The organism is Rufibacter roseus, from assembly GCF_001647285.1.
GTDB lineage: Bacteria > Bacteroidota > Bacteroidia > Cytophagales > Hymenobacteraceae > Nibribacter > Nibribacter roseus.
In genome coordinates this window covers 212975-238351 of record NZ_LRML01000002.1, presented here as the reverse complement: position 1 = coordinate 238351, position 25377 = coordinate 212975, and the positions used below count along the sequence as shown (strand labels likewise).

General features: G+C 44.2%; 23 protein-coding genes and 1 other RNA gene. 11 read left to right on the top strand and 13 right to left on the bottom strand.

The features are described 5' to 3' along the window. Positions 1-212 precede the first annotated feature (212 nt). From dcd to guaA, 6 genes are all read right to left on the bottom strand, one after another. Complete coding sequence (gene dcd / locus A8O23_RS02935; RefSeq protein WP_066616951.1) at positions 213-749, bottom strand: dCTP deaminase; 537 nt, start codon at positions 747-749, stop codon at positions 213-215. A 177-nt stretch (positions 750-926) separates the two neighbouring features. Then, complete coding sequence (locus A8O23_RS02930; protein WP_239693317.1) at positions 927-1814, bottom strand: glycoside hydrolase family 5 protein; 888 nt, start codon at positions 1812-1814, stop codon at positions 927-929. Positions 1815-1968: 154 nt separating this feature from the next. After that, entirely contained in the window at positions 1969-2373 is a 405-nt protein-coding gene (locus A8O23_RS02925; protein ID WP_066616296.1) for an acyl-CoA thioesterase, read from the bottom strand. A 150-nt stretch (positions 2374-2523) separates the two neighbouring features. Continuing rightward, positions 2524-3822, bottom strand: coding sequence for a glutamate-1-semialdehyde 2,1-aminomutase (hemL, locus tag A8O23_RS02920; protein ID WP_066616293.1), 1299 nt, complete (start codon positions 3820-3822; stop codon positions 2524-2526). A gap of 83 nt (positions 3823-3905) precedes the next feature. Then, the gene (locus A8O23_RS02915; protein ID WP_066616290.1) at positions 3906-5594 is read right to left on the bottom strand and encodes an ABC transporter substrate-binding protein; all 1689 of its coding nucleotides are present in this window, start codon (positions 5592-5594) and stop codon (positions 3906-3908) included. 27 nt (positions 5595-5621) lie between these two features. Continuing rightward, positions 5622-7151 carry a glutamine-hydrolyzing GMP synthase gene (gene guaA, locus A8O23_RS02910; RefSeq protein WP_066616282.1) on the bottom strand — a complete coding sequence of 510 codons (1530 nt, stop codon included), beginning with the start codon at positions 7149-7151 and terminating at the stop codon, positions 5622-5624. A 226-nt stretch (positions 7152-7377) separates the two neighbouring features. On the opposite strand from guaA, the gene A8O23_RS02905 reads away from it, so the two are divergent. From A8O23_RS02905 to A8O23_RS02880, 6 genes are all read left to right on the top strand, one after another. Next, entirely contained in the window at positions 7378-8040 is a 663-nt protein-coding gene (locus A8O23_RS02905; RefSeq protein WP_153042057.1) for a hypothetical protein, read from the top strand. 257 nt (positions 8041-8297) lie between these two features. Next, positions 8298-8397: signal recognition particle sRNA small type (ffs, locus tag A8O23_RS02900), an RNA gene on the top strand. A gap of 228 nt (positions 8398-8625) precedes the next feature. Beyond that, entirely contained in the window at positions 8626-9282 is a 657-nt protein-coding gene (gene fsa, locus A8O23_RS02895) for a fructose-6-phosphate aldolase (protein WP_066616276.1), read from the top strand. Between the two features lie 78 nt (positions 9283-9360). After that, a complete protein-coding gene (locus A8O23_RS02890; protein WP_066616273.1) occupies positions 9361-9564 on the top strand; it encodes a fructose-6-phosphate aldolase in 204 nt (67 codons plus the stop codon). Positions 9565-9656: 92 nt separating this feature from the next. Then, positions 9657-10367 (top strand): cell division ATP-binding protein FtsE, encoded by a 711-nt coding sequence (locus A8O23_RS02885; protein ID WP_066616270.1) that lies wholly within the window; start codon positions 9657-9659, stop codon positions 10365-10367. Then, positions 10357-11241: a glycosyltransferase family 2 protein gene (locus A8O23_RS02880; protein WP_066616267.1), complete on the top strand. Its 885-nt coding sequence runs from the start codon at positions 10357-10359 to the stop codon at positions 11239-11241. The genes A8O23_RS02885 and A8O23_RS02880 overlap by 11 nt, the downstream gene beginning before the upstream one ends. 94 nt (positions 11242-11335) lie before the next feature. On the opposite strand, the gene A8O23_RS02875 is transcribed toward A8O23_RS02880, so the two are convergent. Beyond that, positions 11336-12172: a DUF6565 domain-containing protein gene (locus tag A8O23_RS02875; protein ID WP_153042056.1), complete on the bottom strand. Its 837-nt coding sequence runs from the start codon at positions 12170-12172 to the stop codon at positions 11336-11338. Positions 12173-12391: 219 nt separating this feature from the next. On the opposite strand from A8O23_RS02875, the gene A8O23_RS02870 reads away from it, so the two are divergent. The 4 genes from A8O23_RS02870 (at position 12392) to A8O23_RS02855 (ending at position 16568) form a co-directional block, all read left to right on the top strand. Next, the gene (locus A8O23_RS02870) at positions 12392-13522 is read left to right on the top strand and encodes a DegT/DnrJ/EryC1/StrS family aminotransferase (protein ID WP_066616262.1); all 1131 of its coding nucleotides are present in this window, start codon (positions 12392-12394) and stop codon (positions 13520-13522) included. 88 nt (positions 13523-13610) lie between these two features. Continuing rightward, positions 13611-14642, top strand: a complete 1032-nt coding sequence (locus tag A8O23_RS02865) for a Gfo/Idh/MocA family protein (protein WP_066616260.1) — start codon at positions 13611-13613, stop codon at positions 14640-14642. A gap of 151 nt (positions 14643-14793) precedes the next feature. Then, complete coding sequence (locus A8O23_RS02860) at positions 14794-15480, top strand: class I SAM-dependent methyltransferase (RefSeq protein WP_066616257.1); 687 nt, start codon at positions 14794-14796, stop codon at positions 15478-15480. A 20-nt stretch (positions 15481-15500) separates the two neighbouring features. Continuing rightward, entirely contained in the window at positions 15501-16568 is a 1068-nt protein-coding gene (locus A8O23_RS02855; RefSeq protein ID WP_082882874.1) for a glycosyltransferase family 4 protein, read from the top strand. A gap of 5 nt (positions 16569-16573) precedes the next feature. Here the strand turns inward: A8O23_RS02855 and A8O23_RS02850 are convergent, their stop codons facing one another. From A8O23_RS02850 to A8O23_RS02835, 4 genes are all read right to left on the bottom strand, one after another. Beyond that, on the bottom strand, positions 16574-17980 hold the full coding sequence (locus A8O23_RS02850; protein WP_066616255.1) for a LamG-like jellyroll fold domain-containing protein: 1407 nt from the start codon (positions 17978-17980) through the stop codon (positions 16574-16576). A gap of 80 nt (positions 17981-18060) precedes the next feature. Next, positions 18061-19542: a lipopolysaccharide biosynthesis protein gene (locus A8O23_RS02845; protein ID WP_066616253.1), complete on the bottom strand. Its 1482-nt coding sequence runs from the start codon at positions 19540-19542 to the stop codon at positions 18061-18063. A gap of 123 nt (positions 19543-19665) precedes the next feature. Beyond that, on the bottom strand, positions 19666-20985 hold the full coding sequence (locus A8O23_RS02840; RefSeq protein WP_066616251.1) for a DUF7033 domain-containing protein: 1320 nt from the start codon (positions 20983-20985) through the stop codon (positions 19666-19668). 152 nt (positions 20986-21137) lie between these two features. Next, a complete protein-coding gene (locus A8O23_RS02835) occupies positions 21138-22457 on the bottom strand; it encodes a glycosyltransferase family 4 protein (protein WP_239693316.1) in 1320 nt (439 codons plus the stop codon). A 350-nt stretch (positions 22458-22807) separates the two neighbouring features. Between A8O23_RS02835 and ffh the strand changes: the two genes are divergently transcribed. Then, positions 22808-24145, top strand: coding sequence for a signal recognition particle protein (ffh, locus tag A8O23_RS02830; RefSeq protein ID WP_066616249.1), 1338 nt, complete (start codon positions 22808-22810; stop codon positions 24143-24145). 135 nt (positions 24146-24280) lie between these two features. Here the strand turns inward: ffh and A8O23_RS02825 are convergent, their stop codons facing one another. Together A8O23_RS02825 and A8O23_RS02820 are read right to left on the bottom strand one after the other, a co-directional pair. Further along, the gene (locus A8O23_RS02825) at positions 24281-24766 is read right to left on the bottom strand and encodes a nucleoside deaminase (protein ID WP_066616247.1); all 486 of its coding nucleotides are present in this window, start codon (positions 24764-24766) and stop codon (positions 24281-24283) included. 52 nt (positions 24767-24818) lie between these two features. Beyond that, positions 24819-25346, bottom strand: a complete 528-nt coding sequence (locus A8O23_RS02820) for a DinB family protein (protein ID WP_066616245.1) — start codon at positions 25344-25346, stop codon at positions 24819-24821. Between the last annotated feature and the right edge of the window lie 31 nt (positions 25347-25377).

Genomic DNA, 25377 nt, shown 5'->3' with positions numbered 1-25377 from the left:
TTTGAGAGTTATAACACAATTCTCGTGCCATCTATTTTATAACAAAACCGAAGGCGAAATAGTTGGCTTTTCCTCTAAAAAATAAACGTGACCAAGGGCAGTTAGTTCTATCCAGCGCCTCAAAAATGAGCAGTAGCTCTAAAGTTCTTCTTGTATTACAATCCGCTTCTTAAAATGCTGCAACTGTAGCCTTGTTACCTATGCCGAGAGAGTTAAAACTTGTTCTTCCACATCATGGACTCAACCGGGTACACCGACCGCTGGTTATACTTTGCGTTGCTCTTCTTGTTGTAGTAGTTTTCAATACCACCTTTCACTTCAAAGTAAATTAATTGGCCAATAGGCATGTTGTGATACACCCGTACTTTCTGGCTTACTGAAATCTCTAAAGTCCAGTGGTTGCAGAAGCCCACGTCCCCTTTACCAGCAGTGGCATGTATATCAATCCCTAGCCTGCCCACGCTAGACTTTCCTTCCAGAAAAGGCACATGTGCATGCGTTTCAGTATACTCTTCGGTAACACCTAAATAAAGTCTTCCAGGTTCTAACACAAAGCCTTCCTCAGGTATTTCAAACACATCTATTTCATTGTGTTTGCGAGCATCCAGCACTTCATCTTTATAAGAGGCCAAATACTTTCCTAAATGCACATCATAAGAGTTGGTGCCTAAAAAGCTGCGGTCATAAGGCTCAATTAAAATGGTGCCTTTTTCAATTTCTTCCAGTATCTGAAGGTCGGTGAGTATCATGCGGAGTATTGCTATTTTACCTTGCAAGGTACACTGAATTTCCCGGACTTGCCAAGGCTGCAGTGGGTTCCAACGTTTTACCTCAGTTTTTGGAAAAGGAGCACAAAAAAGCCCCAAAGACATTTCTCAATTAATCTCTGGGGCAGGTCTGAGAGCTTTAACTATGTGACAGGAACTTTATTTGTTATACTTTCTGAGAAGAGCCCTTGTCTTCAGGCCAGAAGGTTTCAAATCACTGTCTTTCCAGTTGCCGGTAGAAGAGGCCGAGGGAAGTAACACGGAGCAGGTTTCGTCTTTATCTGAGACAGACCAGGTAACCCAGCTGATCTTGTTTTTCTCGGCCCAGTCAATCCAGCGCTGCCACTCTTTTTCGTTTAAGGGGCCATCACCAGAGGCCTCCATTCCCGCAGACTCTGAAATAAACAGTGGAAGCCCCTTGCTAAGGGCATAGTCACCGCGCTTGCGCAACTCCTCTTTGTGGGTTGCCGCATAAAAATGGAGGGTGTACATGAGGTTGTTTATTCCCTTGATAGGGTCGTCGGCGGCTAAATGTACGTCCTGGTCCCAGTGCGGAGTGCCTACTAAAATGATGTTATCAGGATCAATGGCTCTAATGATAGAAATGACTTCTTTTGAATATGCCTTTACCTCAGGCCAAGTTTCCTGGTCTGGCTCATTGAAGATTTCATAGATAACGTGGGGGTGCTTTCCATAGGTTTGCGCCATTTCTTTAAAAAAAGCTTTTGCCTCTTCTAGTTGGATGCCGTGGCTGTGCCAGTCAATGATCACGTATATGTCTTCTTTGATGGCGGCGTCTACCACCATCTTTATTTTTTCTTTTGACCATTCCGGCTTTTGCAGGTAACCGTCTTTCGGCTCAATGCCCATGGCGGCTCTGATCACATTTATCTTCCAGTCTTTCTTAAGCCAGCTCACTGTTTCTGGAGTATAGAACCTAGGCCAGAAGTTATGCCAGCCAAAGCTCATGCCTCTGAGCACAATAGGTTGCCCATGCTGATCTTTCAGCTGTGTTCCGTCTACCTGTAAAGCACCATGCTTTTTCACAAACTGTGCTGAGGCTGCAACGAGCAAATGAGCAGCAAAAGGGCTAGAGTAAGTTTTCTTAAATTCATGTGATCTTTAAATGAACATCAAAGGGAATACAAAAGCAGCTAAGTGGGTGAAGTTTGGAATTTTAGTTAGTAGAATAAAATGGTAACTACAATACCGAAAGAACATCTGATTCAATACGTTTTGGGCGCATGGTTTGCGCGTCTAAAAGGCACCAGGTAGTCTTAGCAGCTGCCAGCAAGGTTTCAGTTCCTGCTTTGTACAGGCTCACGTAACGCTCAAACTTTGCTCCATGGTGATTACCCACCCACGTGAAGCCAGAGACAGTATCTTGCAAAAGAGCGGGTTTATAGAAATCTATTTCGTGCCGAAGCACCACCCACAGATATTTCTCCTGCATTTCGGGTGGGGCTACAGTAGCCCAGTGTGCCGCCGAGACCTCCTGTACCCAACGCAGGTACACCACGTTGTTTACGTGGCCTAAAGCATCAATGTCGGCTTCGGTAATGTAAATGTTGATGTTGAAGGCGTTGGGGTGGGGGGTAGCGGACATAGAAGAGTCATTGATGATGAACTAAGATAAGCAAGTTGTACTTTCTATACCACTATCAGTCTGTTTTCGACATGATTTTCTGAAAACAGGTCAAAAACAGAAAAGCGCTGAATTTCTCCAGCGCCTTTCTGTACTCTTAGTTGATTTAACCTAAGCCTTTATTGCCTGAATTGCTTCTCTGTTAGCAGTCAAATATTGTTCAGCCAACTCATCGGTAACTGCGGCGGAAACAAAAAGCGTTTCAAATTGCGACGGAGCCAGATAAATGCCTCGCTGCAGCATCTCATGGAAATACTTACCAAATAGCTGCAAGTCAGAAGTCTTAGCCGAAGCGAAATCTGTTACCGGCTGCTCTGTGAAAAACAGACTGAACATAGAGCCCACCTGGTTCAGCGTATAATTCATCCCCAACTCTTGCATGTTCTTTTTGGTGCCGGTCACCAGTTTGTCAGAGATCTGCTGTAATTGCGTATACACCTCAACGTGCTCATTCAAATATGTTAAAGCCGCCAAACCAGCAGACATGGCAATTGGGTTGCCAGAAAGAGTACCAGCCTGATAAACAGGACCGGCAGGAGCCACCGCGTTCATAATTTCCTTTTTTCCGCCGTAAGCACCTACGGGCATGCCTCCGCCAATAATTTTACCCAAGGTGGTCAAATCTGGGGTAACACCGAACAGTTCTTGGGCGCCACCTCTGGCCAACCTAAAACCTGTCATTACTTCGTCAAAAATAAAAACGATGCCTTCTTTGGTACACAAGTCGCGGAGACCTTGCAGGAAACCTTCGGCAGGAGGTACTAAGCCCATGTTGCCTACAACTGGCTCCAAGATAATGGCGGCAATTTGTGCGGGATTTGCGTCAATCAAGGTTTGAACAGCAGCCAGGTCATTGTATGGGGCAGTAAGAGTATCGTTTGCCACGCCTTTTGTCACGCCTGGGCTATCTGGCACACCTAACGTAACCGCTCCGCTACCGGCAGCAATTAAGAAGGAGTCGCCGTGACCGTGGTAGCAGCCTTCAAATTTGATAATCTTATCACGGTTAGTATAGCCTCTGGCAACCCGAATGGCGCTCATGGTGGCCTCTGTACCGGAATTTACCATCCGTACCTTTTCCACGCTCGGAATCATGCTGATGATCAACTCAGCCATTTCCACCTCGCGTTTAGTGGGCGCCCCAAAAGAAAGTGAGCCAGGCAACGCATCACGCACAGCCTTTTCTATAATCTCATGTGCGTGCCCCAAAATCATAGGGCCCCATGAGTTAATCATGTCAAGGTACTGATTGCCGTCTTCGTCATACAAAAAAGCACCTTTGGCAGATTTCAGGAAAAGCGGCTGGCCGCCCACCGCCCTAAACGCCCGCACCGGCGAATTCACGCCTCCGGGAATAGACTGCTGCGCCCGTTGAAAAAGTTCTTGACTGGTAGTATGTGTAAGTGACATAGTTTAGGGAATTAAGACACAAGACGTAAGACACAAGAAATTTATAATCTTAAATCTTATGTCTTGTTTCTTGCGTCTAAAAATTAAAAAGCTGGATTCATAACCAAAAGCCTGCCATTCTCCAGTTTCAGGATGGGGAGGTATTGGTTGTCTTGCATCTGCTGGCCGGTGCTGCTGTTAAAGTAGCCAATGCCTTGGTAAAACACTCCGGGCTGAACAGGACTTAGCTTCAAAGGAGCACTGTAGCCTTTTTCCTGCAGCTGTTTGCCATAGTAATTCATTAACTCGAAGCCTGAGTAAGTAAAATTAGATGGCGGCAGGTTGTATTTTCTGGCATAGGCACGTTTAAACTGCTGTACATTTGAGTTTTCAGGATCAATGTATTTTGGGTAATGGAAATACATTTCCAGAAAGTCTAACTGTGATAAACTTATTTGGTTCATCTCTAACCAGGCTGAGGGAACCAGAACGGGAACTTTAGATGCCCGCTGTTCTAAAAAGCTGACGGTACTGTTAGAAACATTGGCAGCCGAGGACTGCACTACCAGCACCCCTAAATCCTTCAGGTTTACGTTGCCCAGTGCACTGCTCATGTTGGCCCCGCTTTTAGAATTTATTTTCTGGTAAGCCACCACTTTCCCGCCTAAAGCAATGTAGGCTCTCCGGAAATTACCGGCGAAAGTGGTATCATTTGGCGTGCTGTCAAAAACCACTACGGCCGTTTTATTAGGGAAGGCTTGGTAAGCATAAGCCGCTGCCCGTTTGCCTTGGGTAGCCAGAGAGGTCTCCATCATGTACATGAAGGGATTGCCGAAGGTAATGTCCAAATCGTCTGAGAAAGGGTTGACCATATTCAGGTTCCGTTCTTTGGCAATTTTGGAGGCAAAGGCACTATTCACTTTAAACACAGGGCCAATGATCAAATCCATTGAGGCTAATTCCGGTAATTCCATTACCTGGCGTACCTGAGCCGTATCATTGCTGGTGTCATATGGGAACAGATTGATGCGGGCTCCTTGCTTCTGCAATGAATCTTGCGCTGACAGAATACCGGCATAGAAGTCGGTGACAAACAAATTTCGCTTATCTACCTGCACGCCCTGTTCCGTCACGTTGAACGGAAGCATAACCGCCACGTTGTACTCATTTTTTTTGATGGCGGCAGTGCGTTGCAGATAACTGCGGTTTAAGTTGAACTTTCGAACCAAATCTTCCAGCTGAGTTTTGTCTGCGGAGGTATACCAGCCGCTTACCAACTTATCGGCATACGCACGGGCAAGGGTGGCATCATCAGAAAACTGGCGCAACAGGTATTGGAAGGTGTTTTTGTCAGTGAGCAGCATCATGTAATGCCGTTTCATGGCTGCCACCTCATCCTGTAACTCAGCACTGGTGATAGTCTGAAGCGCATTTAGCGCCCGCAGATATTCCTTTTTCTCAAAAAGTACCTGCCCCAGAAGGTAACGGGCGTCATTAATGTTTGCCCAGGTGGGGTACTGCGTGATGAGCTGATTGAGCATGCGGTCGGCTTCGGCCCAATTTTTTTGCTTAGACGCGGCAACGCTGTACAAATAAGCGGCATCGGCGGCAAGGGCATCAGAAGAGGTGCCAGTGGTTAATGGCAACAATTCAGTCATAGCCAGCTGGTACTTTTGCTGGTCTACCAAGAGCTTTCCGTTTTGCAGACGCGTATTTTGTTCAGCGTTGCTTTGGGCCTGTAGGTTCAGACTAAAAGCAAAAACAGCTGCGGCAAGAACAATTCGTTTTCTCATCGTTTTTTGAAAAATAGGTCTAAAACACTATTCCCACTCAATAGTGGCCGGTGGTTTGGAGCTGATGTCATACACTACGCGGTTCACGCCGCGTACTTTATTGATTATTTCATTGGAGACATCTGCCAGAAATTCATACGGCAAATGGCACCAGTCGGCGGTCATGCCGTCAACGCTGGTCACAGCCCGCAGCGCCACCACGCGCTCATAGGTACGCTCATCGCCCATTACTCCTACGCTCTGGATAGGCAACAGCATAGCTCCGGCCTGCCATACCTGGTCATATAAACCGGTCTTCTTTAACGAAGAAATGAAGATGTGGTCTACCTCTTGCAGTATAGCCACTTTCTCCGGAGTGATATCACCTAAAATACGAATTGCCAAGCCCGGGCCAGGGAAAGGATGGCGACCAATGATGGTATCATCAATGCCCAATGTCTTGCCCACAATTCTCACTTCGTCTTTAAACAAAGTATTTAGCGGCTCCACTACTTTCAGTTTCATGAAGTCTGGCAAACCGCCAACGTTGTGGTGCGATTTAATAGTAGCCGATGGGCCTTTTACTGACACAGACTCAATTACATCTGGGTATATAGTGCCTTGGCCCAGCCACTTGGCATCTTCCACCTGGTGCGACTCCTGGTCAAACACTTCTATAAAAACCCTGCCAATAGCCTTACGCTTGGCTTCAGGGTCAGTTAGTCCGGAAAGGGCGCTGTAGAATTGCTCTTTGGCATCTACGCCTTTCACGTTGAGACCCATGTCTTTGTAAGAATGAAGCACGTCTTCAAACTCATTCTTGCGTAGCAGGCCGTTGTCTACGAATATGCAGTACAAGTTCTTACCGATGGCCTGGTGAATAAGCATGGCGGCCACGCTTGAGTCTACTCCGCCCGATAAGCCCAATATAACTTTGTCATTGCCAATCTTCTCACGCAGTTCCGCCACCGTGTTTTCAATGAACATGTCCGGAGTCCAGTCTTGGGAGCAGCCGCAGATATGCACTACAAAGTTCCGGAGCAGACGCTTGCCCTCTGTAGAGTGGGTTACCTCTGGGTGGAACTGAATACCGTAGGTTTCTTGATCTTTGACTTTGTACGCCGCCACCTGCACTGACTCTGTGCTGGCAATAATCTCAAAGTTATCGGCTATTTGCTTGATGGTGTCGCCGTGGCTCATCCAGACTTGTGAACCAACCGGAATCTCTTTGAACAAGCGGTTGTGCTGGTCTACCTGCTGCAGTTTGGCTCGGCCATATTCTCTGATGGTGGAGGGAATTACTTCACCGCCGCCCTCTTGCGCCATGAGTTGCGCTCCGTAACAAACGCCCAAAACAGGCATTTCACCCAAAAAAGCAGACAAATCTGGGTTTGGGTAATCCGCATCACGCACTGAGCAAGGGCTACCGGAGAGAATTAGGCCTTTTATATCAGGGGTGATGTCAGGAATATTATTGTAAGGATGAATTTCGCAGTAAACGTTGAGCTCGCGAACGCGACGGGCAATCAGCTGGGTATACTGTGACCCGAAATCGAGGATGAGTATCTTTTCTGGCATGTGCAAAGGTAAGTGGGGGAGTTGAAACATGAAAATCAAAAAACAGGCAGAATAGGGGAGATGGAGGTATTGTTTGTCTATAGTGGAGCATAGCCAAAGCAAAGACTAAATCCTTCATTATCTATTTATCAAAATTAATTAGTGAGTGCTTTAATTCAGGCACGTATTTTGTAAGAAACTTATCTGAGAAAATATCTCAAATGTTATAGCCACTACTCTACCCTTTATGTTAAAATATTTACGCTTCCCTTTGCGCGCCAGCCTCAGCTTATTGTGTGGCGCTCTCATGCTGACCAGTTGTGATGCAGACACAGACTCTCTGGAACCGTCTCCGTTGGTAGGCACCACTACCTCCAGCTTTACGTTAGTAGATAGTATTAAAGTAGATGCTTTTTTTCAAAGCTCTAACCCAGATCTTTACCAAACCTACAAGGATAAAACATATAAGGTTGAGGCTCAAAATAAGCTGCAGGCCTATTATTATGAAGAAAATGGAGGAGTGACCTTGTTTTTCAAAGATACCTCCAGCGTGCAAGAACGGTCATGGGTTTCTTTTCACTTCAAGAACCGCACTATAAAAAATTTGCCGGCTACTCTTTCTTTAAAAGATGCCTCACAAGTTTGCGTACAGAATGGGCAGAGTTTTAAAGATGGAAGTGCTGCCTTAGCGCCTGGTTGTCTTTCTGTTTTAGACGGAACAATTTCTTTGGATTTCAATGCCTCTACCAATGTTTTAAACGGTGAAGTAAAAGAACTTAAATTAGGCCTTGAATATTACGTGCCTGACTACGCCTTCCCAAATAGAGCGGGAAATGTTTTCAAATCTAGCGGCTCGAATAGAAATCTTACTATCTCTTTCCAGAATGTAAAGTCTTACCAAGAAAGGTAAAGAATTTCGTGTTATAGAAATAAGCCGTTTAGAGGTTGGTTTACAAAAATCAGCCACTAAACGGCTTCTATGCTTTGTGGCAAAACAGGTGCTTTAAAAGGGGAGGTTGCCGAAAAGCAATTTCTAAAGTTAAAAAACCTAAAATAAAGGATTGCTGATGATCAGGTAATTAATCATCTGAACGGCTGGTTTAAGTTTGTTTTTAGAAAAATAAGCCAAAAACAGCTTGTACTGAATAAAAGGCTTCGTATCTTTGCAGCGGCAAATCGGTACGGCCAGCTCCTGCTGAACTCCCCCAGGCCCGGAAGGGAGCAAGGGTAGGTGGTTGAGCGGCGCGATACTCGGTTTGCCGCTTTTTTTTGCCCATACCTCAACGGCTTCTGCCTTTTTGCTCAAGCCAGTCAAGTTCTTTAAGTGCCTGCTTTAAGCCTGTTTTTTTAAAAATGGCACTAAAACAGCGTCAGACCTAGTATCTATCTCTAGGGCATCCTCATTATTCGTTTATCTTCTTGCAAAATACTTTTGTAAGCAATTCGGTTTTAAACCGGATTGAATTAGATTTGTGTTTCACAACCTTAATTAGCTATGAAATTTTTCATTGATACCGCCAATCTAAACGATATCCGCGAAGCCCATAATTTGGGAGTTTTAGACGGAGTGACCACCAACCCCTCTTTGATGGCCAAAGAAGGTATTGTTGGATACGACAATGTCATGAAGCATTACAAAGCCATCTGCGAAATTGTGGACGGTGACATCAGTGCCGAAGTGATTGCCACTGATTATGCTACCATGATCAAGGAAGGGGAGGAGTTGGCCCAACTGCACCCGAATATTGTGGTGAAAGTGCCCATGATTAAAGATGGTGTGAAAGCTATTAAGTATTTCACTGACAAAGGTATCAAGACTAACTGTACCCTTGTTTTCTCGGCAGGTCAGGCTTTGCTTGCCGCCAAAGCTGGAGCAACGTATGTGTCTCCGTTTGTAGGTCGCTTAGATGATATCTCTACCGATGGCTTAGCTTTAATTGAGCAGATTGTGCAGATCTACGGCAACTACGGCTACCCAACCGAGGTACTAGCTGCTTCTGTGCGTCACGTAATGCACCTGGTGCAGTGCGCTGAAATTGGTGCTGACGTAGTGACATGCCCACTCAACGTAATCACCTCCTTGCTGAAGCATCCGTTGACTGACAGCGGTTTAGCTACCTTCTTGGCTGATCATAAGAAAGCGAATTCTTAAATGAGTAATGATTAATGAACAATGATTAAATATTAAATTATTAGTCATTGTTCATTAATCATTTATAATTGAAGTGGTGTGTACATCATCAAAGTAAAGGGCAAGGCCAAGATTCCGGATTACATTCAGCTGCGCGATGAAAACTTCGTGCTGATCGCTTATTTTCGAGCAGACCGGCCTCTGAAGAATATGGACCGCTATGGACTTGGCGGAAAAGAAGAAGCTTTGGCTGCCCTTATTGAAAGCCTGGAGTTTGGCAAATTGCAGAAGCTGGACATTTAGTTTTTCTGTTTGGGCTACACCAGCTGCCCTGTCTCTTGCGTTGTTAAAGAAAGTTTGAAGAAGGCACCCAGAAGTGCCGGTGTTAGATTGCTATGGAGTTCTCATCTAATTCAGTGGTTCAGTTACAGAAAGTTTCAATCTTCCAAGAGGTAAACACCATTTTGGCAGAGGTGAGCTTTGCCATTGAGAAAGGAGAATTTGTTTATTTGGTTGGGCGTACCGGAAGCGGGAAAAGCTCCTTGCTTAAAACGCTGTATGCAGACTTGCCACTGAAAGTGGGAACCGCGCAGGTAGCAGGTTTTAATATTCATGCCATCAATTGGAGCCAGGTGCCCTACCTGCGCCGTAAAATTGGTATAGTCTTTCAGGATTTCCAGTTACTGTTTGATCGTAGCGTTTCTGATAACCTTAGGTTTGTGTTGAAAGCCACCGGCTGGAAAGATAATTCCAAAATCAAGAACCGCATTTCTGAAGTGCTGATGCGGGTGGGGCTTGACTCTGCCGCCAATAAAATGCCGCACCAACTTTCTGGTGGTGAGCAGCAGCGGGTAGTTATTGCCCGGGCCCTGTTGAATGAACCTGTCATTTTATTCGCAGACGAGCCTACTGGAAACCTTGACCCAGACGTTACCCAGGGCATTATGGAGCTCTTTCAGGAAATCAATAACAGCGGTACCGCCATTCTTATGGCTACACACAACCACCATATCCTGAAGCGATATCCGCGCCGTATTTTAAAATGCGAGCGGGGGCGGGTGCTCGATTCTGCCAAAGAGACCTTTGACCTGGTAGATGGTTTCTGAGATTTCCATTCTTATTCCGGTTTATAACCAAAACGTGCTTCCGCTGGTGGAGGCTTTACTACTTCAGGCTTCCTCACTAACGGTTCCTTATGAAATAAGGGTGTATGACGATGGCTCATCTGCTGAAGTAAAATCAGTTAATCAACGTCTTTCTTCTCAGCCAAATGTGGTCTACCAAGAAGTCGCAGAGAATATTGGCCGCTCCAAAATCAGGTATTTACTGGCGCAGGAAGCCCAATATGAGTGGCTTTTATTTTTGGATAATGACGTGTTGCCCGCAAAGGAAGATTTTCTACTTAAGTACATTCAAAACAGCAAAGCACCAGTAGCGGTGGGAGGCGTGGCTTATCAAGAAAAATATCCTAGAGAAGCTAAACTACGGTGGTTGTACGGTAAAAACAGAGAGCAGGCAAGTTCATTTAACAGACAAAAAACGCCGTATGATCGGGTTTTCTTCAGTAATCTGTTGTTAAAAAAACAGGTCTTCCTGACAGCCATGGCCGGCATAGCCGTGCAGGGGTATGGTCATGAAGACTCTTTATTTGCCCATAGGTTAAAACTGGAACAGGTAGACGTTCAGCATCTTGATAATTACGTTTATCACCTGGGCCTTGAATCGGCTGACGTTTTTCTGGCAAAAACAGAACAGGCGATAGAGAATTTGGTGCATCTGCAAAAAACAGAGGGGCTTGGGCAGGAAAGCATGCTGTTCAAGACTTACTGCAAACTAAAAAGTACGGGTCTTGTGGGAAGGCTGAAAAGTCAGTTGCACTGGCTGTTGCCGGTGTTACGAAGAAATTTGAGATCAGAGAACCCGAGCTTATTTTTGTTTGACCTGTACAAACTTTTGTTGCTTATAAAATATGTGAAGTGAGTTATAGGGCTACTTTTTATAAAACAGGCCTAAAACAGCAAGAGCCTCACCAAAGGTGAGGCTCTTGCATTACATTCATTTCTCTGTTAATGAATTAGTTTTTGTCATCATCAATGACATTTTCTACTTTATTAGCAGCTTTCTCAGCAGTATTCCCTACTGCTTTACCTGCTTTCTCAGCAGAGTTTCCTACCGCTTTACCGGCATCTTTCACTCCGCCTTTCACGTCTTTACCAGTTTCCTTCAGATTAGAACCTACATTACCGGCAGTATTTCCGGCTTTGCTGGCGTTCTTCATGGTAATATATTTTGTTTTAGCCTTTGCAATTTCCCACTTGTCTTTGTCGGTTAATTGGCTTTGCAATGCATTCTTGCGGTCATCAAGCTCATTCCAGTAGTTCTCAACAACTTTCCAGTCGTCATTGGTATAGTTGTTTTTATTGGCTTCTACATGTGCCACAAATGCCTCGTAAGCTTCTCTGATATCACGGGCTGAACTAAAGGATGAAACTTTAGTTTCATCCATCATAGACATATCTACAGTAGACATACCGGCGCTTTGGTTATTTTGACGCCAAGTGTTGTACTGTTGCTCACGCGTATTCCAGGCGTTGTTGTATCTAGTTTGCAGTTCTTCATATTCCTGACGGCGTCTTTCATCGAACTCACCCTCATACTGGGCTACGGCATTACGTCTGGTGTCATAATCGGTACGCCACTGCTCCATTTGAGCGTTAGCGTCTGTAGTGGTTGAGTCCCAGCCACGGTTCACGTCTTGTTCAAACGCGGTAACATGGCTTCTGTAATCTTCAAAAGCCTGATCACTGGTCATGGCAGTTTCACCGGTTTCAGTGCGGCTACAAGCTATTTGGCCAAAAGCCATAAGAAAAGCTGCCAAATACACTATGCTATGTTTTTTAAATAAATTCATAATTTTCATAGTTTAGTAATTTTTTAGTGTTTACTAAAAGTTCTTAGTGACTTGAACGAGTTTAAAATTAGGATGTTTCGTGAGAGGTCGAGTTATGAAATATTATACTTTTTGTAGAATGAAGCTATTGGAGATAAGATAATATTATTATAATAAATAGGTTCAATTCCGTTCTCATCCGGTTTCCCCTAATTATATTTGCTTCTTAATATTTATTGAATGAATCAATTGCAGATGGTAGACCTAAAAGGTCAATACCAACGCCTGAAACCACAGATTGATGCGGCCATGCAAGCCGTAATAGACAGCACCGCCTTCATCAATGGCCCTCAGGTAAAAACCTTTGCTCAAAACCTTTCCAACTATTTACAGGTGGCGCATGTGGTGCCTTGTGCCAACGGCACCGACGCCCTGCAAATTGCATTGATGGCTCTTGACCTTCCGCAAGGGGGGGAAGTAATTGTGCCTGCTTTCAATTATGTGGCCACCGCTGAAGTAATAGCCTTATTAGGGTTGAAGCCAGTGTTTGTAGATGTGCTACCAGATACTTTTTGCATAGACCCTGCCAAGGTAAGGGAGGCAATAACTGAGAAAACTGTAGCTATCATGCCGGTTCATCTTTTTGGGCAGTGTGCGCCCATGGAAGAGATTATGGATCTGGCCATTGCGCAGGAGCTTTTTGTCATTGAAGACAACGCCCAGGCCATAGGTGCAGAATATGTTGATGCCGAAGGTGGAACTTCATTTGCCGGCACTATTGGGCATGTGGGAACAACTTCATTCTTTCCGTCTAAGAATTTAGGATGCATGGGAGATGGAGGGGCTATTTTTACCCAAGACGAAGACATTGCTTTGGTACTACAGCAAACGGCCAACCATGGCCAGCATAAGAAATACCATTACTCAAGGGTAGGGGTAAATTCAAGGTTAGATACGCTACAGGCAGCCCTGTTAGACGTGAAGTTGCAGCACCTAGATGATTTCATTTTGCGCAGGCAGAAAGCGGCTGCGTTTTATGATTCATTTTTTGCAGAGGCAGAACAAATACAAATACCCACTTTAGCACCTTACAGCAGCCATGTTTTCCACCAATATACATTACGCGTGCCCGCAGAAGACCGGGATGCTTTGAAGGCTTATTTGCATGAGAAGGAAATACCCAGCATGATCTATTACCCAGTTCCGCTGCACCTGCACGAGGCTTATTCCTTCTTAGGACACAAAGCAGGAGATTTTCCGGTTTCTGAAGATCTTTGCCAAAAGGTAATTTCGCTGCCAATGCATACTGAGTTAACGCAGGAGCAACAGACTTTTATAGCAGAAGCCGTTTTAGCATTCTTCAAAAATTAGTTTTATAGTTTTCCTTACAGGAGATAGAACAGTTCTTTTTGAGCTGTTTTTCTAAAAACAGGCTTAAAACAGAATCAATAATTTTTTTATGCCAGACAAAATAAAGTTTGCCGTCATTGGGGCGGGTCATATTGGCAAGCGCCATGCTACCATGGCACAGCGGTATCCGGAAGGTGAATTAGTGGCTATGGTAGATACTGACCCGGCACGTAGGGCGGAAGTAGAGGCCTTTGGAGTTCCCTTTTTTGAAAGCACTGAAAAGTTCTTTGCCGAGGGGCCCAAGGCTGATGTCATCTGTGTCTGCACTCCCAATGGCTATCACGCTGAGCAAGCTATAATGGCGCTGGAGAATAGCTGTCATGTGGTGTGTGAAAAACCTATGGCGCTCAGTAAGGCAGACTGTGAACGGATCATCTACAAATCTTTGCAGACGTCAAAGTTGGTGTTTTGCGTGATGCAGAACCGCTACAGTCCGCCTTCTCTCTGGCTGAAGGAAATGATTTCTGAAAACCGTTTAGGGCAGATTTTTATGGTACAGATTAACTGCTACTGGAACCGCGATGAGCGCTACTACAAAGCGGGTACTTGGAAAGGAGATCAGAAATTAGATGGTGGAACCTTGTTTACGCAGTTCAGTCACTTTATTGATATCATGTACTGGCTCTTTGGTGACATCAAAAACATCAGTGGCCGGTTTATGGACTACACCCACCAAACCCTCACTGATTTTGAAGACAGCGGGCTCATTCAGTTTGAGTTTATGAACGGGGGCAACGGCTGCCTTAATTACTCCACTGCCGTGTGGGACACTAACTTAGAAAGCAGCATCACCATTATTGGCGAAAAAGGCAGTATAAAAGTGGGTGGACAGTACATGAATGAGGTGGAGTATTGCCATGTGCAGGATTATGAAATGCCGGAGTTGGCCCCTAGCAACCCTGCCAACGACTATGGTCATTACAAAGGCAGCGCCGCCAACCACCATTACATTTTTGAAAATGTAATTGACACTCTTAAAGGAAAATCATTCGCCACCACCAACGCACTGGAAGGTCTGAAGGTAGTGGAGATTATAGAGCGAATTTATTCCCTACGGGAGCAATTAAAAACTAGAAACTAAAAATATACTTTGGAGGAAATCTGCTGGTAATAAGTTAGAGAATGCATGTGAAAATTTGCCTTTTCGCCTGCAATTTAAAACTCGCACTTAACCCCCTTTTCCTTCCATTAAATTTCTAATTTTTAATTCATAATTTTTAATTAAAAAAAGAATGGCCGTTTCAGATTTTTACGACGAATATACCGAGCAGCAGTTTAAGAAAGGAATTCACATTAGGCACCGGACTATTCTGAAGAACCTGAAAAAAGCAGGCCTGAAAGCTGATTCAAAAGTATTAGAGATTGGCTGCGGCATAGGCACGGTTACTCACCTCATAGCTAAAGCCACGCCACAAGGCAAGGTCTTAGCCGTTGATATTAGCCCAAAAAGTATAGAAATGGCTCGCAAATTCAACCAGCAGTTCAGCCATGTAGAATTTGCCGTTACGGACATGACGGACTTTAGCCGACCAGAAAAGTTTGACTTTGTAGTGCTGCCTGATGTCATAGAACATATACCACTGGAGCAGCATCCGCATCTGTTTAAGGTAATTGCTCAGCACCTTCATGAAAATTCTACGGTTGCTATCAATATACCGCACCCGTTGTACCTAACATGGGTGCGTGAACACCAGCCGGAGTTGCTGCAAGTGATAGACCAACCAATACATACAGACGAATTGCTTCAGAACACCTATGCCGCTGGCTTCTATCTGGAAAAACTGAAGAGTTACTCTCTGTTTACCACCACTTTTGATTACCAATGGATAATTTTAAGGCCACGGTTAGTTCCAACAGAGGTAAAGGTAAAATCTAAAGTGTCACTTAAGTTACAGGATCTTTATTCTAAGTGGCTGTAAATTCTGTTTTGTAATGAAGCATGTCAGAGCGTAAACCTGTACTGTTATATTTCTATCCGGGACTTTCTTCTTTTGTAGTGAAAGACTTGCAGCTGATGGAGCAGCAGTATGAGGTGCGGCACATGGGTTTTCTCCCATCAAAAAAATGGAAGACTCCTTTTACATGGTTCGGGCAGCTACTCTTCTTGCTCCGTCATATTTGGGAAGCTGACATTTTAGTTTGCATGTTTGCTGGCTACCATTCCTTTTTTCCGGCTCTTTTTGGGAAAACAGGCCAAAAACCGACTTTAATAATGGCCGGTGGTACAGACTGTGTTTCTTTCCCTAGCATTAACTACGGCTGTTTCTCTAAACCTGTATTAGGCACCTTCACAAAATGGTCTTACCACTTGGCGGCTCACATAGCGCCCGTGCATGAAAAGCTTGTGTGGCAGGAATACACTTATCAACCAAATGATTATCCTTACCAAGGATTTCGCTACCACTGCCCAGGCTTAAAGACCCCGCATACGGTCGTTTACAATGGCTATAACCCTACTGCCTGGCTTCCAGCTTCTGGTGTAACTCGTAAGCCAAAGTCATTTTTGACGGTGTGTGCTGGATTGCACATGCGCTTCACGCAAAAATTAAAAGGCATAGATCTTATTTTAGAAGCGGCCAGACAATTGCCTGACGCAGTTTTCACTATTGTGGGGGCGCCAGAGGGATATAGATTTCCTGATCAACCAGAAAATCTTACTTTGCTACCATTGATGCCTTTAGCTGATTTGCGGGCGGTATACAGTGCACATTTCTTTTACCTGCAGCTTTCTCTATCTGAAGGTTTTCCCAATGCACTAAGCGAAAGCATGCTTTGTGGTTGTGTGCCAATTGTAAGCCATGTAGCCGGTATGCCAGACATAGTGGGAGACTCAGGATATGTGCTGCCGAAAAAAGACCCAACGCTGTTGGCGCAGTTGCTAAAAAAAGCTATTGCAGATGCTAAGGCTATTGATGGTCTAAAGTGTAGAGAAAGAATTGCCACACATTTTCCTGCAATTAAAAGAGAGCAGGCGCTATTGCAATTACTGCATACCTTAAGAAAATAAAGCTGTTATCTTACTATCTCAACCCAGCCTTTGTAGTTTTGATTCAAAGCTTTATTTGAGAAGTGGTAATAATAGGTGCCTTCTGATATGTTTTCTCCTGCCCAGTCATTCCTATAATCAGACGATTGGTATACTTGCCTGCCCCAGCGATCATACACGATCAGTCGCCAAGTAGACTGTTCACTGCTACCCCACCAGAAAAGTCCTTTTACCACAAATTTGTCATTGTTACCGTCACCATTCGGTGTGAAAATATTGGGGATGGTAATACCTGCGCAGTCAGACTCTGAAGTGGGCATATAAAATATTTCCTTCTGAACAGTAAACTCTATCCCATCCTTAACCACATGTAGGCTTACCAGCTGCCTACCTTCCTGAGAAAAATTGTGTGACACAGTCAGCTGATTTTGAATGGTAAGGTTTTCAATCTGCCACTGAAAACTATCAAAAGGAAAATCAATTTCGGTCTGAAACTGGAATGAATTTGTTTTGCAATCAAAAGTATAGGAGAAGTCTGGCGTAGGGCAAACCTCAATATTGATTTCTCCAAAATAAGAGTTGCCTCTTTGGTCTTTTGCCTCTAAGCTGTAAATGCCAGGTTGGCTAACTTCAATAGTGGGAGCTGTAGAGCCGTTACTCCATTTATAGCTAGCGTAACCTGGTGCCTTCAAGATTTGGGTTGTACCCTCTTTTAAACAAAATTCATTCCCGCGGTCAATTTGCAGTGGTCTGCTCGCCTCTTTGTTTATTTCGTTTTTAGTTAATTCTCTGTTGTAAATTTTTACATCGTCTATTTTCCCATGGAAATAAATGCTGTTGGTATTGCCCTGCCGGTGAGAGCCGACAAATGTTCTAGTGTCTCCTGTGTTTGATTTAGGATAGCCTGTTACCTTACGGCTTTTAAGTTTCACGCCATTTAAATAGAAATGGGTGGAGTCACTGTTTATGGTAATTGCAAAGTGGTACCAAGTGTTGGGTGAAACATCTGCCGTATCTCTTGAGCTGGTAATATGAGTGGCAATTTTAGGAACACCGGCAATTTGTTTGACTTCTATGGCGGTTAAGCCATAGTTTAGATTTGGGTTGTCAGAAACATACATAACCCTTGACGAATTGTCTATGGTGTGCGCATTAAACCAAAAACTGATTGTCTTTGGAAGAAAATCAAAACTATTGGGTAGAATAATGTTGTCATTGATTCCATCAAAATAGTAGGCACTGTTTGGGGTTCCGAATCGGTTGGTGGTCAAGATAGCACCATTTACAGTGGCATGGTAGTTATTGCCCGCTACATCTCTGGCATTCCCGTCAAATGGGTAATGAGCTATCAGCCTCTCAGTTGTAGTTTGGGCAGAGAGATTTATAACATTAAGAACAGAAAGACAAATAAAGTATAAGATCTTGTATTTCATGGGTGTTAGATTAGATATAGTAAACACTATAAATAAATCTTGTTTGCACTTTATACTTTATGAAAGTTAAGCTTCTTTTTCTAAAAGTTTTGCTTCTTCAGCAGTTTACTTAAACCGGTATTAAATTCAGGGGCAACTTTCAGGAGCAATATTAGGCCAGCATAAACAAACGTAATCAAGAAAGATCTTACTGCTATGTCTAGTAAAAGGTGAGGCAACTGAGGTAAAAGCCAAGACGCTCCAAATGCAATTCCTGCAATCATAAGAATCATGAAGGAGTCCCAGCCAAAGGGTTGCATTCTGAAGAAAAAGGCTACAAAGGAAACTCTAAAAACATTGATTAAAACAAAGACCAGCATTGAGGCAAAAGCCGCGCCGCTGATACCGTAAACAGGTATGAGTAAATAATTAGTAATGATGACCAGAATCACCATGAGAATGTTCAGGATGAGATCATAACGGTATTTGTGTGAGGTAACCAGTATCATGGCATTCAAACCGGTGGCAAGTTCGAAAATACGGGCAATGCCCATGAACAGAATCACATATCGGCCGGCGCTGTATTCCTCTGGCATAAGAGCAAAAATGTTGTCTACATTGCACCAAATGCCAAGAAACAATAACAAACCAATGAGAAGGTTTACTCTTGTCATTTGCTTATAAAGCGCTGCCAGGGCTCCCATATCTTGCTGCTTAAATAAGTCTGCCACTTGCGGACTTAAAATTTTATTCATAGACCGGTAAGGGACCAGTATGGCACTAGTGATAAAATAGCCGGTGGTGTAATAGGCCACATCATCTAAGCCACTGTAGGCCATGATCATGGCGGTATCTGTAAAGGTGATGATGGTGCTGGAAATATTTCCCAGAAAGGCATACAGACCGTATTGCACCACTTCAACAATGGGCACAATCTGGAACATGTTTTTACCAGGCAAAACAAAGAATTGCCTTAGCCAGAGCAAGTAAACAATGCAGATAAAGGCAGTACAAGAGTTGGCCGCTATAAATAAGATCACAAACCATTGAAAATCTATGTAACCCCAATAAAAAAGGGCGGCACAAACCATAGTAAGCACGCGTACCAGAAAGTCTTGTAAAAAAGTCTGTACAATGGTTTTATACAGAGACCTTAGATAGGCATCTAACAGCAGGAATAGCAGTGTGAAAAAGCTTAGCGGAATAATGTAGTAATAATAGTCAACCGCTAGTGGGGAAGTCACTCTGTACAGATCAAAAACAACAGGTTTTAGGAGCAAAAAAAGAACGGTAACCACAACAAACCCCATGGTGGGAATTATGAGCATCAGGAAAAGAAACCCGTTGTGCTGTTTGTCTCTGTCTCGGAAGTAAGGGAAAAAACGGGCACTTGTGTTTGTAAAGCCTAAAGCCGCGAACTGTGCAAATACTGGTGATACGCTAAGCAGAAAGCGGGTTAAACCAACCTTGTCAGGATCAGCCAGAAAATAGGGGAGAACTAAAACTGTATTCAAATACCCAATCACCATTCCAACTGTGGAGATGACGGTATTCCAATAGCCTTGTTTACGGATAACATCCATGAGTGTGAGAGGGGCTTTTGGAGCTGTTTTTTGAAAAACAGGTGAAAAACAGCTATAGCCAGAAACAAAAATAGCAGCTTCTGCGGTGGGTTTTACTATGTTATGGTGAAATAGCAGCTGTTCTTAAGAAACTTGATCCAAGGCCTCAGAAGCGGTAAGAAATGCAGTCTGCTGTTTTTGCAAAAATGCAGTGATTTCTTGGAACAAAGTCAATCCGTTGGGCAAACCATACGTGCTGAAATTCTCGTTATGCCAGAGCAATGTAAACACGCCGCTGAATCTGATGATTTCTTCCAGCATGGGTGTAATGGCAGGCATAACCTCACTTGGTTTTAGTTGTAGATAGCGTGGGTGGTGCAGTGTTATGTCCATCAGGTTCAAGGGGAGCTGCCAAACAGACGACATTCTTCTATCCTGAAAATGGAAGAGCTTAAACGGCTGACAATAGCTGTTCCGGAACCCAAAATGTTCAGAGAATCCTAAGCTGGAATCATAATGTAAATTCAGTTCCTCCAGAATAGCAGTGGAGTGCGCAGGATCAAAACGGAGGTAGTGGAACCTATTGCCTGAAATGGGTAATTCTAGCTTCTGAATTTCTGCCTTCAACTTTTCCTTGTTTGCCCCAGTACCATGGCTTCCATGAACAGCTATTTCGTGGCCTGCCGCCGCTAATTTTTCTATTTCCTGCTGAATGTAAGCGTCTTCAATTTTATAATCACTGTTGGGGTGGCCATGATGGGAGGCATGTTCCGGCAGAAAGTAAAAGGTGCCCTTGGCGTTTAGCTTTTCCAGTTCTTTGGCTACTTCAGAAATGTTAAACCAAGCTTCTTTGCCCCTCAATTTTTTCCACAGTAGTTTTAGAAAAATAGGCAAGCTACCTTTCAACAAAGCTGGTTTGCCCGCTACTTTCCAGGCACTTTGTATGTAGTCTATATCATGGGTGAGACAGGTAGCGAAGGGCTTACCATTCCAATTCTTTATTTTCACTTCCTGCCCATAGGCAGCTTGTACAGCTTCCCTAAGTATATCAAAATAATAGTTGACTACTGGGGTTGTCACAAAAGAATAGATGGACTGTACAGACGCCTGGTATGGGAACCGGTCAAACTGATCACGCTCTTTTCCATAATACTCTTGCCAGCCGCTTAGTAAGTAGAAGGATGATGCAATTAGATCATAGGAGATTATCGTGTTCCCCTGCTCATCTTGCGTCAGCCATTCTTGTGTAGTTTTATCATCAAAAAAAAGGGGTAGAGGTTTGTCTTGCCAATCTTTCCAGAGAATGTGCTTTGGCTGCGGCTCTGTTTTTTCAAAGAAATTGCTGTTAGTCTTCTTTATCTGAATTCGGCTAAATCCGTCAAAGCCATAGCTAAATTCCAGTGGTTCTGGCAAATGATATACCCGTTTGAAGTGAAAAAGCACGTAATCCAGTAGAATCTGCACAGAGAAATGGTAAAGGCTGGTGAAGAAGGGAAAACCTAAATTAGTGGCTTAAACCGTGGCAGCAAAACGTTCTAGAAAATTCTTTGAATTCTGTAGCCAGCCAGATTTCTGTTTTGGAGCTGTTTTACCAAAACCAGCCCCAAAACAGAAAATCAATTGAGTAGCAGTTCGGCTAACTTTTCAGTGAGAGCGCGTCTTGAATATTGGGTATAGTTGATGATAGGCAAGTCAAGGTTTGGATTTACCTTCCAGGTCTTGCTGATGAGCATGAGATGATCTAGCATCAACTCATAGCCTGAGTAGTGGAATACACGTCCAGCTCCACATTCATCAATAATTCTGTCTGCATCGCCTTGAATAGGGCCAATACAGATAATTGGCTTGTTGGCTGCCAGATATTCAAATAATTTACCGGTTAGTATACCAAAGTTGTTTGGCACGTCTGGTATTGCCATCAACAGCACCGTGCTGGACATCAAGTATTTTATTGATTCGTCATGAGGCACATAGTCAATGTACTCGGTAATCAAAGACAGACCCGCTGTTTCCACCTGCCTCTTTACCTCCGCTGAAACTTTGCCAACAAAACGTAATTTGTACCTGATAAAAGGATTTCGGGTCACGGTATCACAAAGAGCCTGCAAAAAGCCTTCAATGTTATAAGCCTCGGTAATGGTACCGGTGTAGGTGATTACAAACTCTTCCTTTGACGGGTTTGACGGGTATTTGAAATCTGACTCGTCGTACCCGTTCGGGATTACGTGGATCTTGTCAGGATCCAGGGTAGTGGACTTGTTCAGGAAAAGGCGTTTCATGTCATTGCTTACCACCAGTATGGCGTCGGCATTTTCCAGCACCTCACGCTCATACTTTTCGTCTAGCTTTTGGGCTACCAGCGTGTGGTTCAAGTCTTGGTAATAATAGATGTCTGTCCAAGGGTCTCGCATGTCGGCTATCCACTTCAGACCAAATTTCTTCTTCAGTTTTAACCCGATTAATTGGGTAGAGTGAGGCGGACTGGAGGTAACTACCGCCTGAACATCGTGCCGCTGAATACATTTATGCGCAGCGGTGAGCGCGTAGCTGTTCCAGCCAATACGCGGATCTGGTATAAAGAGGTTGCCGCGCACAAACTTTAACAGCTTCTGCAAAAATGACTCTTTGCCGGTATTAGCAAACCCGCCAAACGGAATGTCTTTTTTACCGGTAATCTTTTTGTAGAACTCAAAAGGTTCACGGGTAGGCGTCCGGACAACGGTGATGGAATCTGGTACTTCCGCTTGAAGCGTTTGGTCAAGAACAGGGTAAGAGGCTTGGTTTTCATCTACAGTAATCACTGTGGGAGTCACCCCAAACTCAGGAAGGTGCTTCACAAATTTAAGACAGCGCTGCACGCCTGCCCCACCAGAGGGAGGCCAGTAATAAGTAATGAATAGTGCGTTCAGGGTATCAGGTTGTTCAGTAGGCTTCAAAGTTTATTTCGTTTGGGTAATTTGAAAAACGTACGCCGTTTTACTGCTGTTTTTGAAAAACAAGGCTTAAAACGCAATGGTAAGTAACGTAAAAACCAACTAAGGCAACGAAAAACGATTTGCATTGGTTATAGCTATGGTAAAAATACGTAAGTATTTACATTAATATAACTTACGTGAAGGGGGAATTTAGCTGAACCTGCCAAGCATGCTTTGTTAAGTTCGAATATACATAGCCTTGCTTAAAAGATGGTGTACTTCCGTAATTTCTCTGTATTTTTGTATCTGTTTTATATTTGTTATATAGAACAATTTTCTCTGAATTCATCTAACTCAGCCATATAAACAACATGTTTGAGAATTTAAGTACCAAGCTAGACCGTGCCTTCAAAACCCTTAAGGGGCAGGGCAGCATCACTGAAATAAACGTAGCCCAAACCATTAAAGAAGTTCGCCGTGCGCTGGTAGATGCCGACGTAAACTACAAGGTGGCTAAAACCGTGACTGACAAAATCAAAGACGAGGCCATGGGCCGCGATGTTTTGATAGCCGTGTCACCGGGGCAGTTGATGGTGAAGATTGTGCACGAAGAGCTCACCGAATTGATGGGGGGCGAAAAGAAAGACATCAATATAAACGGTTCTCCGGCCATTGTGCTTATTGCTGGTCTTCAGGGTTCTGGTAAAACCACCTTCACCGGTAAATTGGCCAGCTACCTGAAGAAGCAGGGCAAAGGGGTAATGGTAGCAGCCTGCGATGTGTACCGTCCGGCCGCTATTGACCAGCTGAATGTATTGGCTGATCAGGTAGGAGTGGAGTTCTTTGCTGAGCGTGATTCTAAAGATCCGGTACAGATTGCCCGCAATGCCGTTGAGCATGCAAAACGTACTGGTAAGAAAGTTGTCATCATAGATACAGCCGGTCGTTTGGCAGTAGACGAGGCCATGATGAAGGAGATTTACAACATCAAAGAGGCCATTAAACCTACTGAGACGTTGTTTGTAGTAGACTCCATGACTGGTCAGGACGCTGTGAATACCGCAAAAACGTTCAACGAGCGCATCAACTTTGATGGGGTTGTGTTGACAAAGTTAGATGGTGACTCACGCGGTGGGGCAGCCCTTTCCATCAGAGCCGTAGTAGAGAAACCAATCAAGTTTATCTCTACCGGTGAGAAGATGGAAGCACTTGACCTCTTCTACCCAGACCGTATGGCCCAGCGTATTTTGGGTATGGGTGACGTAATCTCCCTGGTAGAGCGTGCGCAGCAAACCTTTGACGAAGAAGAAGCCAAAAGAATCAATAAGAACATCCGCAAAAACCAGTTCAACTTTGATGACTTCCTGTCTCAGTTAGAGCAGATCAAGCGGATGGGTGATATCAAAGATTTGGTGGGGATGATACCGGGTGTAAGCAAAATGCTGAAAGACGTGGAGATTGATGAGGGTGCCTTTAAACCCATTGAGGCCATCATTAAATCAATGACCAAGGAAGAACGCCAGAACCCAGATATGATCAGCGGCAGCCGCCGTAACCGTATTGCAAAGGGTTCCGGAACTACTATTCAGCAGGTTAACAACCTTATGAAGCAGTTCAATGACATGCGTAAAATGATGCGCAGCATGAACAAAATGGCTGGCACCAAAGGCGGCCTAGCCAAATTAGGCAGCATGATGGGCAGACGCTAGGGTTTTAGATTTTAGTAATTCGAATAATAAAAATGATAAACAGAAAGACCCGCACCAATATGGTGCGGGTCTTTCTGTTTTTGGCCTATTTTCTGGAAATTAAGCCGAAAACACTATTCTGATATTGCTTGAAAATCAATATTCCGTTTTCCCCTCCAATTTTACCCACTCTCTGAAACCTTCTAGAGCTTCTTCTCTTAACATTTGCTGTAGAGGTAGGGTACGCTGATCGAGAGGCTTTTCGAGTTCTTCGTATATGAAAGCGTCATCGAAGCCAATGGCAGCGGCGTCTGCTTTTGTGTTGCCGTAGTACACTTTGTCGGGGCGGGCCCAGTAGATAGCGCCCAAGCACATGGGGCAGGGCTCGCAGCTGGTGTAAAGTTCACAGCCAGTTAATTGAAAAGTACCTAAAGCTTGGCAGGCTTTTCTAATAGCATCTACCTCGGCATGGGCGGTAGGGTCGTTGCTGGATGTTACATTGTTGAAGCCTCTGGCAATTATTTCCCCGTTTTTCACCACCACGGCTCCAAACGGTCCACCTTTGCCTTCCTTCATTTTATCAATAGAAAGCTTAATGGCTTCGCGCATGAAGGCATTTCTAGAATCTGAAAAGTCACTCATATAAATAGTAATAATGAAATAGGCATACGTCCTGTATGCTGGAAGCGTTGGCTTAAACAGTTGGCAACGTAGCCTTAAACTGTTTTGAATGATGGGCAGCGTGGGCATGCAGAAATGTAAGCGTCTGGCGCATGGTAAGCATGCCGGAAATTGGGTGCCTGAACATGCTTTTGTGCATTAGCTCAGGTGGGAATTGATCAAGTAAATCTTTCAATCTGCTTCTGGAGGTTTCCCAGCTATTCAATACCTCTTCCAAATCAACATGAGAAGGCATATTTCCTAGAACAGGAGGGGCTTTGAATTTGAGCGGAAGCCTCAAAAACACGTTCAGCAACAGTGACCTGAAGTTTGTTTTAAGACTTGCAGAAGGTAATTTCTGAACAATTGTCAGAGACTTTTCAATAGACTTTAAAACCTGCGCATCTACCTGTTCCAAATGATAAAGTACCTGTGCCGTTGACCACGAATCTGCCCGAGGAGCTATTTGCAAAGCCTCATTGGGGAATTCTTTTGCCAACCGTACATACTCTTGCCGCTGCTTTTCTAACTTCTGAAACAGGTGGTGAAATGAAATGTGCATGGCTTTTTGTGTCTACTTGTTTCGGCCTGTT

What these genes read in the sequence shown, in the direction of transcription:
- A8O23_RS02865 (WP_066616260.1), top strand. Translation starts at nt 13,611, where the DNA reads ATGCCAGACAAAATAAAGTTTGCCGTCATTGGGGCGGGTCATATTGGC.
- A8O23_RS02915 (WP_066616290.1), bottom strand. Translation starts at nt 5,594, where the DNA reads ATGAGAAAACGAATTGTTCTTGCCGCAGCTGTTTTTGCTTTTAGTCTG.
- A8O23_RS02875 (WP_153042056.1), bottom strand. Translation starts at nt 12,172, where the DNA reads ATGAATTTATTTAAAAAACATAGCATAGTGTATTTGGCAGCTTTTCTT.
- guaA (WP_066616282.1), bottom strand. Translation starts at nt 7,151, where the DNA reads ATGCCAGAAAAGATACTCATCCTCGATTTCGGGTCACAGTATACCCAG.
- fsa (WP_066616276.1), top strand. Translation starts at nt 8,626, where the DNA reads ATGAAATTTTTCATTGATACCGCCAATCTAAACGATATCCGCGAAGCC.
- A8O23_RS02885 (WP_066616270.1), top strand. Translation starts at nt 9,657, where the DNA reads ATGGAGTTCTCATCTAATTCAGTGGTTCAGTTACAGAAAGTTTCAATC.
- A8O23_RS02850 (WP_066616255.1), bottom strand. Translation starts at nt 17,980, where the DNA reads ATGAAATACAAGATCTTATACTTTATTTGTCTTTCTGTTCTTAATGTT.
- ffh (WP_066616249.1), top strand. Translation starts at nt 22,808, where the DNA reads ATGTTTGAGAATTTAAGTACCAAGCTAGACCGTGCCTTCAAAACCCTT.
- A8O23_RS02925 (WP_066616296.1), bottom strand. Translation starts at nt 2,373, where the DNA reads ATGTCCGCTACCCCCCACCCCAACGCCTTCAACATCAACATTTACATT.
- A8O23_RS02820 (WP_066616245.1), bottom strand. Translation starts at nt 25,346, where the DNA reads ATGCACATTTCATTTCACCACCTGTTTCAGAAGTTAGAAAAGCAGCGG.
- A8O23_RS02845 (WP_066616253.1), bottom strand. Translation starts at nt 19,542, where the DNA reads ATGGATGTTATCCGTAAACAAGGCTATTGGAATACCGTCATCTCCACA.
- hemL (WP_066616293.1), bottom strand. Translation starts at nt 3,822, where the DNA reads ATGTCACTTACACATACTACCAGTCAAGAACTTTTTCAACGGGCGCAG.
- A8O23_RS02905 (WP_153042057.1), top strand. Translation starts at nt 7,378, where the DNA reads ATGTTAAAATATTTACGCTTCCCTTTGCGCGCCAGCCTCAGCTTATTG.
- A8O23_RS02860 (WP_066616257.1), top strand. Translation starts at nt 14,794, where the DNA reads ATGGCCGTTTCAGATTTTTACGACGAATATACCGAGCAGCAGTTTAAG.
- A8O23_RS02825 (WP_066616247.1), bottom strand. Translation starts at nt 24,766, where the DNA reads ATGAGTGACTTTTCAGATTCTAGAAATGCCTTCATGCGCGAAGCCATT.
- A8O23_RS02880 (WP_066616267.1), top strand. Translation starts at nt 10,357, where the DNA reads ATGGTTTCTGAGATTTCCATTCTTATTCCGGTTTATAACCAAAACGTG.
- A8O23_RS02855 (WP_082882874.1), top strand. Translation starts at nt 15,501, where the DNA reads ATGTCAGAGCGTAAACCTGTACTGTTATATTTCTATCCGGGACTTTCT.
- dcd (WP_066616951.1), bottom strand. Translation starts at nt 749, where the DNA reads ATGATACTCACCGACCTTCAGATACTGGAAGAAATTGAAAAAGGCACC.
- A8O23_RS02870 (WP_066616262.1), top strand. Translation starts at nt 12,392, where the DNA reads ATGAATCAATTGCAGATGGTAGACCTAAAAGGTCAATACCAACGCCTG.